7 protein-coding genes and 1 pseudogene are annotated in these 11,243 nt (G+C 49.3%); 5 read left to right on the top strand and 3 right to left on the bottom strand.

The genetic code is table 11. The annotated features are described in order from the left end of the window. The 5 genes from Q0X57_RS05280 to Q0X57_RS05260 form a co-directional block, all read left to right on the top strand. Positions 1–1,571, top strand: a 1,571-nt coding sequence (locus Q0X57_RS05280; protein ID WP_297728660.1) for a toxin glutamine deamidase domain-containing protein, incomplete at its 5' end; no start/stop codon positions are given. 240 nt (positions 1,572–1,811) lie between these two features. Next, positions 1,812–2,198, top strand: a complete 387-nt coding sequence (locus Q0X57_RS05275) for a hypothetical protein (protein WP_297728657.1) — start codon at positions 1,812–1,814, stop codon at positions 2,196–2,198. A 177-nt stretch (positions 2,199–2,375) separates the two neighbouring features. Continuing rightward, the gene (locus Q0X57_RS05270) at positions 2,376–3,749 is read left to right on the top strand and encodes a DNA methyltransferase (protein WP_297728655.1); all 1,374 of its coding nucleotides are present in this window, start codon (positions 2,376–2,378) and stop codon (positions 3,747–3,749) included. A 35-nt stretch (positions 3,750–3,784) separates the two neighbouring features. Continuing rightward, positions 3,785–4,132, top strand: coding sequence for a type II toxin-antitoxin system RelE/ParE family toxin (locus Q0X57_RS05265; protein WP_297728653.1), 348 nt, complete (start codon positions 3,785–3,787; stop codon positions 4,130–4,132). Continuing rightward, positions 4,098–4,406 (top strand): helix-turn-helix transcriptional regulator, encoded by a 309-nt coding sequence (locus Q0X57_RS05260; protein ID WP_297728651.1) that lies wholly within the window; start codon positions 4,098–4,100, stop codon positions 4,404–4,406. The genes Q0X57_RS05265 and Q0X57_RS05260 overlap by 35 nt, the downstream gene beginning before the upstream one ends. Before the next feature lie 856 nt (positions 4,407–5,262). On the opposite strand, the gene Q0X57_RS05255 is transcribed toward Q0X57_RS05260, so the two are convergent. The 3 genes and pseudogenes from Q0X57_RS05255 to Q0X57_RS05250 all read right to left on the bottom strand — a co-directional run bounded on the left by Q0X57_RS05255 (position 5,263) and on the right by Q0X57_RS05250 (position 10,836). Further along, positions 5,263–7,623, bottom strand: a complete 2,361-nt coding sequence (locus Q0X57_RS05255) for a hypothetical protein (RefSeq protein ID WP_297728649.1) — start codon at positions 7,621–7,623, stop codon at positions 5,263–5,265. Positions 7,624–7,653: 30 nt separating this feature from the next. Further along, positions 7,654–7,944: pseudogene (locus Q0X57_RS08180) on the bottom strand (leucine-rich repeat domain-containing protein); the annotation flags it as partial. A gap of 273 nt (positions 7,945–8,217) precedes the next feature. Next, a complete protein-coding gene (locus Q0X57_RS05250; protein WP_297728647.1) occupies positions 8,218–10,836 on the bottom strand; it encodes a hypothetical protein in 2,619 nt (872 codons plus the stop codon). Between the last annotated feature and the right edge of the window lie 407 nt (positions 10,837–11,243).

The following is an 11,243-nucleotide window of genomic DNA, read 5'->3' as shown; positions in this document are numbered from 1 at the left end:
CCAACCGCCTAGCGACCGACCTCAAGCAGTACCTCAAGCACCCCGACAAGCTATTCCGCAGGGTACGGGACGAACACGGACAGCTCCAGCTATCCAAGCGAGCCAAGGAGTTCCACCCAGGACAAGGGGTCTATCGCAGTAGCTACAAAAACGCCCGCAGGCTAGCCGTCACAGAGACCAATATGGCGTACCACAAGGCGGACAACGAGCGGTGGCGACAGCTAGACTTCGTCCTCGGCTACGAGGTGCAGGTCTCGGGTACTAACCCCAACGTCTGCCCCATTTGCGTGGAGCTAGCGGGCAAGTACCCCAAGGAGTTCGAGTTCGTCGGCTGGCACCCCCACTGCAGGTGCCACGCAGTGCCGATTATGGAGGACGTGGACAGCTTCCAAGCCCGCCAAGATGCACTCCTCCGAGGCGAGCGCATACCCGCCAAGGGGCAAGTGACTGAGCCTCCCAAGAACTTCACCGACCACCTCAAGGACAACAGCGACCGCATCCAGCGAGCCAGCCGTGCAGGCACGCTCCCCTACTTCGTCCGTGACAACTACAAGGTAGGCAAGGACGGCACACTCACCCCGACATTCAACGCCCCGAAGAAGACAAGCAAGCCAGCGATGCCGAGCATACTAGAGCGAGCCAAGGCACGCCACGAAGCCCGCACGCCCGAGGAGGTCAAGGACATCAAGCGCAGGCTAATACAGCGTAACGCAGACATACGCCACGCCAACCGCACAGACGAGGAGGTCGCACGCATCAAGCAGGCACTGCAGGAGAGAAACAACACCAAGGCAGTGGAGTACCCACAAGCGTGGAGAACAAAGAACCTAGCAAACGCTCAGAGGCGTCACGAAGCCCGCACAGAAGAGCAGAAGGCTAGGATAAATAACAGATGGACAGACAGAAGCGTAGCAAGGAAAATGGAGACACGCCTAGACTACGATGGCATGACGTTTGAAGAAGCTGACAAGGGATGCGGAAACGTAGGCTACAATGCAGGCTACGGGTATGAAGATGGGAGAGGGTACAGAATAAATTGCCAGTCTTGCGTCGTGGCGCACGAGATGCGACTACGAGGGATACACGTGACAGCACGACCAAACACGGGCTTTGAGAGTAATATGCCTCGCAAGCTATCGTGGCAGACGCAGAAAGCGTGGATAGACCCCAAGACGGGGAAAATGCCAGAGGTGTCTAAGGCAGGCGGATGGGTCGATTATAGGAAGAACAAAACGTCAGCTCAACGAAAGAAAGAGTTCCTAAGCAATACTCAAGAAGCAGGTCGCTATCACATGGGATTTGTGTGGAAAGGTAAGAGATACGGGCATATCGTCACATTGGAGAGGGAAGCGGACGGAAGCCTTTCCCTATACGACCCTCAAGCAGGTACATCCATAATCGGAGAAGACAATATCCTAGCCTTCATAGCTAAGAGAATCTCCCCAAGCTATTCGATAACGACCTACCGAGTAGATAATCTCGCCTTGAACACTGACGTAGTCCCTAGAGTTACCTACAAGACTATGAGCGACCTATCAGCTCCAAAGAATCATCAACAGAAAGTTCACTAGCTATGCCATCCTTTACGAGAATAGCGGGAGGAATCCCAACATACCTCACGGTATTAAGATCTCCCAAGAAAGCCTTACCTCCTTTGTACTTACAAACGAAGCTCGCAAAGTCGCACCCGCACGAACGAGCAAACTCGTCAGCGAGCCTTTTCTCTTCAGCCGTGTATTTTGCTTTGCCAATCTTCATAACTCAATACTTTGACACCAAAGGTACAAACTAACAACCAATAATACAACACTATGAACGAAATAGTCATACAGATACCAATCTACAAGACAGCCGTACTCATCTACTGGGGAGACCGCAAGGGGCTATACAAAGCCGTCAAGCGGAACTCTGACAAGGCGACAGCTAGAGAGGTCATCGAGGAGGTCGCCCCGAACACCGAGGGGCTGACAGTCACGACCTCGGGGCGCACGGTAACCATATACCTCGCATCGCAACCACGAGACCCAAAAAGCGTGGCTCTACTCATTCACGAGCTGAGCCACGCCACGAACTTCATCCTCCGAGAGGTCGGAATACCCCACACGGAGGACACCGAAGAAGCATACACCTACCTACTAGAGTATATAGCTAGAGAGGTGATGCGCCAGCTAAGCATTACGCCTTGTCCGTCTCCTTGACAGTTGTCTTCGGATGGGACTTAGCGAACTCTTTAGTCACGTACCTGCCAGACACAGCACTTCGATAGCTGGTCTTCGTTGCAGTACTTTTAGAAGAGGAACTTGATTTTTTGCTCATAAGTGAAACACATTATTGATTAAACACCTCAAAGATACGAACTAATAAGCAACAACACTATGAACGACAACAACGCACCGCACTACACCGAGCTACCCATCGCACAGCTCGAGGAGAACAAAGGGCAGATAGCAGGGCTACCAGCCAATCCCCGCAACATACAGCCCGACAAGCTAGCCAAGCTCAAGCGAAGCATTCTAGACAACCCCGAGATGCTCCAGCTACGAGGCATCCTCGTCTATCCGCACGGGGACAAGTACATCGTCATCGGGGGCAATATGCGCCTCCGAGCCATGGTCGAGCTGGGTATGACCTCCGCCCCATGCGTCGTTATCCCCAGCCACGTCACAGCCGACAAGCTCCGAGCCTACACAATCCTCGACAACAGCTCCATGGGTGAGTGGGACTGGCAAGCCCTCCAGCTCGAGTGGGACACCGCACAGCTCGACGACTGGGGCATTGACCTGCCCGACTTCACAGACGAGCAGGAGGAGGACGCTATCGCAGAGGAGGACGACTACGAGATGCCCGAGGAGGGCGAGGAGGTCGAGACTGACATTCAGCAGGGCGACCTCATCATCTTAGAGGGACGAGGACTGACGCACCGCCTTATGTGTGGCGACAGCACGAGGAGCGACCACTTCGCCACGCTTATGGGGGGCGGGAGTGCCGACCTCATCGTCACCGACCCACCATACAACGTGGACTACACGGAAAAACTGCGAGCAGTCAGAACTTGTGACGGAGGAAAGGCTCCACGCCACAAGGACATCACAAACGACAAAATGAGCAACAGTGACTTCCTAGACTTCCTCACAAAAGCCTTTACCAATATGGCAGGCGCACTCAAAGCGGGAGGGGCATTCTATGTATGGTATGCGGGGCTGTACGCTAAGTATTTTATCGAGGCGGTAGAGCGGGCAGAGCTAGACTTCAAGCAACCGCTAGTATGGGTCAAGAGCAACCACGTGATGGGCTTCAGCAACTACCAGCCCAAGCACGAGCCGTGCCTCTACGGCTGGAAAGCGGGAGCTTCGCACTACTTCATCGCAGAGCGAGACCACGCAACAGTCCTCGAGCGTGCCAAGAGCCTGCTCAGTGGCAAGGCAACACAGACCGAGCGACGAGCCTGCATTAAGGAGCTGACCACAGCACTCAGCGAGGGGACGGACGTACTGCGCTACAATAATCCAAACAAGAGCAAGCTCCACCCGACGATGAAGCCGATACCGCTCTTTGGCGAGCTGATCCGCAATTCGTCACGACGGGGCGAGAGCGTACTCGACCCCTTTGCAGGGAGCGGAACGACCCTCGTAGCGTGCCACGATATGGGGCACAACGCTTACGCTATGGAGTACAGCCCGAACTACTGCCAAGTAATCATCAACCGCCTCACGGAGCTTGACCCCGACATCAAAGTGTCTCGGCATTAGTTGCCATATATAGAAACTTTATGTACCTTTGCCGTATGAACAGACGGATTAAGACCTATGGAGGCTACTTCCAAGCTTTTGCTAAGACGCTAGACAAGGAGGTACTGCGTAAGATAGACTACCTGCTACAGCTCCTCAAGAGCGAAGAGCGACTGTCTAGTAGATTTGTCAAGCTCATAAGAGATGGGCTTTTTGAGCTTAGGATCAGCGTCAAGGGGAATATATATCGACTGTTCTTCATCTTTGACGAGGGAGATGTCGTAATACTGCTCAATGGCTTTCAGAAGAAGACGCAGAAGACCCCTCGCAAGGAGATAGACAAGGCACTAAAGATTAAAGAGATGTACTATGCAGACAAACAATCACAAGATCGAGGACTATGACACCATCCTTGACAGCCGTTATGGGGCTGAAGGTACGGACAGTCGCAAAGCCTTTGAGGAGGAGGCACGAGCATTCTACGCATCTCAGATACTCCTAGAGGCTAGAAAGGAGGTGGGACTAACGCAGGCTGAGCTAGCAGAGCGTGTCGGAACCTCTAAGTCGTATATATCTAAGCTAGAGACTGGCTCTGTGGAGCCTAGCGTAGGTCTCTTCTACCGCATCATCTCAGCCCTAGGACTGAGAGTAGAGATAGTCAAGCCACTAGGAGCATAGGATGAAGCGAGTGCTTGCTTTACTTTGACGAGTCGCAAGCCGACTGCAAGCCCTCACAGCGTGAACCGCTCGTGGGGGCTTTTTCGTATCCACACCTCACGCAAGAGGGAGCTTCTACTACAGCATCAGATACTATCGTCATCTGATAAAACACAAGTAATGAGACAGTCCCAAAGAACATAGTCCAAGGGGCTGAATAGTGGTGTTCAAGCGACAATGTCGGTCTCTCGCCTAACTCTTGCGAGCTGACGCAAAGGTACAAACTGAAAGCACATCAATGAAAACAGAGAGGTCTCGGAGATTTGGGGAAGATTAGGCGGAAGTGCGCTGTGGGAGCGCACGACGGGGGTGTGTGATGGGTGGATCGTACGGGCACGAACGGAGGAATTCGGGATATTCCTCGGTAGAAACTTTTCATTCCCCACGGAGATACGGAAAGATTCTTCGGACTTATGATTTCACTCTTCCGAAGTTTCATTTCATTCTTCCGAAGTTTTATTTCGCCCCTCCGTGGAGAATTTTCGTTTCCTCGTGAGCTATTGGGAAAATCCCCCAGGAGATATCGGACTTAGCGGAGATGTATGAGTCCGTACATCCCCCCCCCACTCGTCTGCCTTAACCTGTTCATATTCGGTCAACCCATTGAGCCGTTCACTGAAGAGCGTCTTGGAGTGGCGATGCTCAAACCTATTCGTCAGTGCACGAACGATCTTCTTAGCCTGCAGAGCGTCAATGGAGGGGTCAAAGCCAACGTTGAGCAAGATCAGCGAGTGTAGCAGGTTTACCTGACAATAATATAAGAGCGACCTCTCCTATCAAGGGAAGGTCGCTCTAGTACTTATCTCATAATAGACTGTTAAAGCAGGAGCTTGTGCACTGCCCCCTGAGGAGTCTTCAAGAGGAGTACAGATGGGTACTCATCCCTCGTGAGTTGATCCTCTGGGACTTTCGTCTGACCTAGACATACACCCTCGATGGAGTATATAAGACATGGGAATGGGGCCATAACGGTCAGACCCGACTCGCTCTTGTAGAGCTGTACGGCTTCGCCCTCTCTAGAGAGTGTTGAGAGTCCGCTAGGAATTTCTCCTGTGCCATCCATCACACGCCACCCTTTTTGTATCGCAATAATAATGTCTGCTGAGTTAAACTTATTGCCCTCGGGGATCTCGTCATCTCTAGACTCTAAAATCTTAATCGTTCCATCCTTGTCGGGTCTTGTGGGCAAGCTCTCAAAGAGAGATTTCACAGCCTCCTGCGAGAAGTTGTTTTTGTAGATAATAATCCAGTAGAGCTTGGGATTACTCCGTACATCAAGTGCCGAGAGCTGATTGTATCCAAGCGACACATCCTCAAGCTTAGGGCAGGAGGAAAGATCTACGGACGATAATTTATTCCCTAGGAGAGAGAGTGATACAAGCTCCTTATTTCCCTCCAAGGAGATCGTTGACAACTCATTGTTTGAGGCGTTTAAGTCACTCAAATGTGTGAGTGCAGTGAGATTTATTTGCTTTAGTTTATTGTCCTGCAGGTAAAGCTCCTTGAGCTGGGGAGTCTTCGAGAGGTCGATACGACTCAACTCATTAGAGTAACAGTGCAAGATTTGCAACTCTGGCACTTCGTTGAGGAGGAGCTCGGTGATGTCGTTGTTAGGACACTTAAATCGAGTGATGTCTGCGCCCGATATGACGACTCGCTCACCCCGACGTGTTCCCTTGACGCTCGTACCATATTCAGAGACGGTAGCTTGAGACCACACTCCATCTCCCCAGTTGACGTACACCTGCCCAGAGGAAGCACCGATGGTTAGAGAAAGGTCCTCTTTTGCCGTCTTTAAGACGATGCTCTCAGGGTGACTCGCAGGCTCTTCCGTGCCATCATAGGGGATGCCAGCCTCATCCTCATCTCCGGCAGAGTAATTGAGAACTTTCCAATGCTTACTAAGAGCTTCTTGCACCTGCTTCTTAAAGATCACATTTTGCTCCTTGGGTTTTTTGGTGTCTATGACGAAGAGATTGCACATCTTCTCCCGATCCGTTCGGTCTGGTAGAGAGGAGACAAACTGCTTCATAGCTTGATCTTTGATTGCATTGCTATTACAATAGATAGTCTCTAGCTTAGGATTGGTTGCAACAGAGAGAGCCGAGAGTTGATTCTCAGACAGGTCTATACCGATGAGCTCTGCATTGTGACTGAGGTCTATCTGTCCTATCGCATTGTGATATGCTAGGAAGAGCGTCAACTTTTCGCACGAGGAAAGATCTATTTGGGTTATTTTATTCTCACTACAGTCTAGCTCAAGAAGCTTTTTATTAGCTGTTACATCTAGTTCGGTAAGTTGGTTCTTGGTACATTGAAGGATCTCTAGGTCAGCTAGGGCGTGCGTGTCAAGCGCTGTCAGAGCGTTGTTGTTACACCACAGCTTAGTGAGTGTAGGCATCTGAGATACATTGAGCTCCGTCAGCTGAGCATCCGAACAGTCGAGCCCCGTAACATGACCACGGATAGTAATCTGAGGAGCCTTGACAATGGCCATACCGCCAAACTTCAACTCAGCACCTTCTACCTCTGGCTCCCCCTCTGCATTTATTGAGAGCATAATATTGTCCCCCACATTAGCAGTCGTGGTCATCGTAATCGTAGGGATAGGAGATATATTATCTTCTCCCTCATAAGGTATATAGTCATACCCTTCACCATAGTAGTAAGCCTTCCAGTTCTTCGGATGAGCCAAAGCGACATCACTTTTGAAGCAAACATTTCCCTCCCGAGGGCGAGTCTCTGGAGTAGCGTGAACTATGAAGGTGCCAGGGAAGTATTCATTCGTTCTATCAGGGAGACTCTGGACGAGTTGTGTCATCTTTTCTCCCTTGATTTGATTATTATGGAAGATAACCGTCATCAGGAGAGGAGTATCGTGAAAGCCTATCTCTGTAATCTGGTTGTTGTAACAATAGATTCCCTCTAGAGCTGGGGCATGACCTATTACAAGCTTCTGTAACTTGTTGTCATGGCAAGTCATAACCTTGAGTTTAGGATTATCAGCGAGAAGGGTTAGTGAGGTAAGCTCATTGTTGTCACATAAGATATTCTCTAGCTCAGAGCATGAGGATAGGTTTAGTGTTGACAACTTATTATGGTGACACTCTAGATGCTGTAGCTTAGTACACTTACTAAGGTCTAGCGTCTCTAGTCTATTCCAATAGCACTGTAGCATACTCAAGTTATAGCTGTTGGACAGATTCAAGTCTGTAATAAGGTTATTGTAGCACCATAAGCCCTCTAGCTTAGGAGACTTTGACACGTCTAGAGATGTCAGTCTGTTGTTATTACACCATAAAGTTTGAAGGTTGGGACAGTCTGTCAAATCAAGAACTGTAAGCTCGTTGCCAAGGCAATACAGCTCAGTCAGCTTGTCGCATTTACTCAGTGTCACACTGGTCAGCTTTACAGAGTTAGCACGAAGGAATGTTACATCACCACGTATAGTAACCGTCTGTTGAGTAAGTGTGTAGCGTCTAGAGGGAAATTGTCCCATCTGTGGAGACTCTTTTACACCCTCAATCGTTATATCTCCCTCCCCATCAATCGCAAGAAGTATGGTTTCACCGATAGCTTTAGTTGTAATAAGAGTGATAGACCCCTTTTCTCCAGACTCCTGTGTGGTCTGCGACAAGAGTCGTTGAGGTGTTAGGGCGAGCCCTACGATGAGGGCTAGAAAGAGATAGATCGCTCCTGAGAGAGGGGATGCGAGAATTCCTTTGTGTACGGTACAATGTTGAAGATGTTGCATAGCTTTACGGAATTATGATTAGTGTAGTGTGATTATTGCCGTGTAGCCCCCTAGAGCTAGGAGATATGCTCCATAAGGAAGGGTGGAGAGGTCTATCTCTTGACATCTACTGGTGGAGGCAATTCGTAAGATATGCTCTCCACATAGGTTGTATATGTCGAGAGGACTTAAAGCCATCATTTGCTGAGCGCTATCGGATAGACGGACTATACCATCAGTAATCGTAGGATAAAAGAGTGGGCTCTCCACACCCTTTGAGGGAAGTGTTACGATCCCCGATGGCGTACCCTCATAGGGGATGTCTCGCTCTCCATTAAAAGCCATAACGAGCCAGTTCTTCTTTTGAGCTTTCCCGACAGAGCTTTGCAAACATACATTCGCTTCAGATGGATTTTTAAGATCTAAGACACGTATCTCTGCTGCTGGACGCTGAGTAGCACTCCTTTGAGGCAACGTCTGAAGCAATCTGTCCATTGCATATTCTCCGATCTGATTGCAGTCCAGTACGACTGCCTTTAGTCGGGAGGAGGATGAGAAGTCTAGTTCGGTAAGTCTATTTCTGTAGCATTTCAGTTGCTCTAGTCTAGTCAGGCCTTCTAAGGAGAGATGAGTTAGTGCATTACCACTACAATCTAAAGATGCTAAGGATTGACACCCCTGGAGAGACAGGTCGTCAAGGACCTTATTGTTTGAGCAGTCCAGCTCGCGTATAGCTGGCGCCTTGGAGAGATCTAAGCTTTTGATGCGATTAGCGCCACAGTCTAGCAGCGTAAGCCCTGTGAGTCCCTCAGTAGATAAGCTAGTAAGCTTATTAAAGGTACAAAAGAGGATCTTGAGACGTGACAGTCCTGACAGGTCTAGTTCTGTAAGTACGTTGTCCGTACAGCTTAGCCACTCTAGATTACGACAGCCCGTAAGCGTCAAGTGAGTCAACTTGTTTCTAAAGCAGAGCAAGGTCTTGAGAGCTTTAAATGAACTTACATCTAGTGACTCAAGATGATTTTCGGAGCAGTCTAACTTCTCTAGACTTGGAGCGTGTTGCGTAGTAAGCTTGACAAGGTCGGACTTTGCCACGTTCAGCTCCTCTATCTCTCCAACGATTAAGATCTTGGATGCGTATAGCTGATACTCTTCACTTTCCGTAAGTGTAGCGCCCCACACCTGTAGCGGCTGTCGGCTTTGCGCCTTAAGGTTGATTTTGTCATAATAGCCCCTCTTGGTCTCCAATAGGAGATGTGGTGGCAGTGCAAGAGCTCCAGACCCATCTCCCACTACATCTACTCGCCACCCATGAGCTATAGCGATATCTGTGTAGCTGGTAGTAGCTCCAGGATTTTCCTCGATGGTCAGATTAATCCAGTCTACTTTTCTGTCTGGCTTCGGAAGGCTCTGATAAAGTTCCGTCAGCGAAGAGGCGTTAAAGTTATTGTGCGCAATCTTTATGATACCAATCTTACGGCAGTGGCTTATGTCAATACTCTCTAAGTGATTTCTCTCAGCCTCAAATTGGTATAGCTCTGGGCAACTAGAGAGGTCTATCTGATTTAGTCCTAACCCTCCAAGGTATAGCTTGACAAGCCTTGGTGTATGACTTAAGTCTATCGGAGCTTTTAGGGGATTGTGAGATAGAGCTAGCTCTCGCAGGGCGGGAACGCTAGACAGGTCTATACTCTTAAGATTATTCTCTCGTATGTAGAGTTCCTCTAGTAGAGGCGTTGACTCCAAATTAATTGAAGATAGTTGGTTGCCTCGCAGGTAGAGCTTGAGCAGTTTTTGGTTGTTAGATAGGTCCAGCTCAGTAAGATCATTACGACGTAGGTAGAGAGCTATAAGATTAGGAGCATAAGAAGTATTGATAGCAGTAATGCCAGCTCCATTTGCCTCAAAGTGGATCCAGTCTCCGAAGAATGTCAGCTTATCTCCGAGAGGAGTACCTTTCACCTCTAGCCTAGCTCCTGACGTCTCTTGCATCATCTCATAGTGCTGCAAATGCCCATCCCCCCAGTCTATATCAAAGGAGACGGGACCACTCTCCGCTGAACGCAAATAGTATATCTGCTCAGTCCGTTGTCGAGTCTCAAGCGTAATCTGAGGGGGCAAGCAACCAGAGCCATCGCCTGGGGTTTGTGGTCGCCAGTTCTTACCGACGGCTATCTCAGTATTGCTCGTCTTAGCTTCATTAGTATCATTGCTCTTTGCGTTAATTAGATTTACCTTACTCGCTGGGGTATGCAGTGTAGGCAAGGTCGCGTAAATCTTATCTAGGGCACAAGCGTCGAGCCCATTGTTTGCAAATTGTACTCGTGTCAGTAGCGGACACCCAGAGAGGTCTAGCTCTTGGAGCTTGTTGTCATTAAGATTGATATTTGTGAGCCGAGAGCCTACAGAGAGGTCTATACGCTCCAGTCCACATGCCTGGAGAGATAGAGCACTTAACTCTGGGAATGAAGCTATGCTAAAGGAGGTTATCTCGTTTTGAGAGAGAATGAGTTTCTTTAGCGGATGGGTCTCTTGCTCCTGATTAGCTACACAACTCGTAATGCCTCCAGCAGTGCAGGTTAGTGTACTGACAGATCCGATGATCTCTATCTTGGATCCTGAGCCCTCAATGAGCAGCTCTTTGGCTTTTGTCCCCACAATTTCTGATTGAGTCCACGAGCCTCGCTGTAGGGTAATCTGGGATCCCTCTTGGGTCGTGGCTAGCTTAACTGTCACAGCATCGGATTTGTTTGTCGTTAATTCAATCCGATGAGGGCTCATCACACTAGTCTGCTGCGCAGAGAGAGCACCCATAGGACTCAAAAAGAGCAGACACGCTACCAGCATTCCAACGCACGACGAAAGAAGATGAGTCGCATTGTACAGTATATTAGCCTTTCGATCCATAAGCATTCAAAATAGAAGTCTTGATTATTTAATGTTTATTCTGACATTGGCAAAGATAAGAAAAAACATGTCAACGCACATTTCAGTATCAAGTGAAACACAAGAGGAGATCGTGCGGAAGTGCGCTGTGGAAGCGCACGGAGGGGGTGTTTGACGGT

The organism is uncultured Porphyromonas sp. (assembly GCF_947254915.1).
GTDB lineage: Bacteria > Bacteroidota > Bacteroidia > Bacteroidales > Porphyromonadaceae > Porphyromonas.
This window is presented reverse-complemented; position numbering and strand designations above follow the sequence as displayed.

Excerpts from the sequence above, each read along its gene's own strand:
- Q0X57_RS05255 (WP_297728649.1), bottom strand. The coding sequence starts at position 7,623 with ATGCTACAGTGCTATTGGAATAGACTAGAGACGCTAGACCTTAGTAAG.
- Q0X57_RS05265 (WP_297728653.1), top strand. The coding sequence starts at position 3,785 with ATGAACAGACGGATTAAGACCTATGGAGGCTACTTCCAAGCTTTTGCT.
- Q0X57_RS05275 (WP_297728657.1), top strand. The coding sequence starts at position 1,812 with ATGAACGAAATAGTCATACAGATACCAATCTACAAGACAGCCGTACTC.
- Q0X57_RS05270 (WP_297728655.1), top strand. The coding sequence starts at position 2,376 with ATGAACGACAACAACGCACCGCACTACACCGAGCTACCCATCGCACAG.
- Q0X57_RS05260 (WP_297728651.1), top strand. The coding sequence starts at position 4,098 with ATGCAGACAAACAATCACAAGATCGAGGACTATGACACCATCCTTGAC.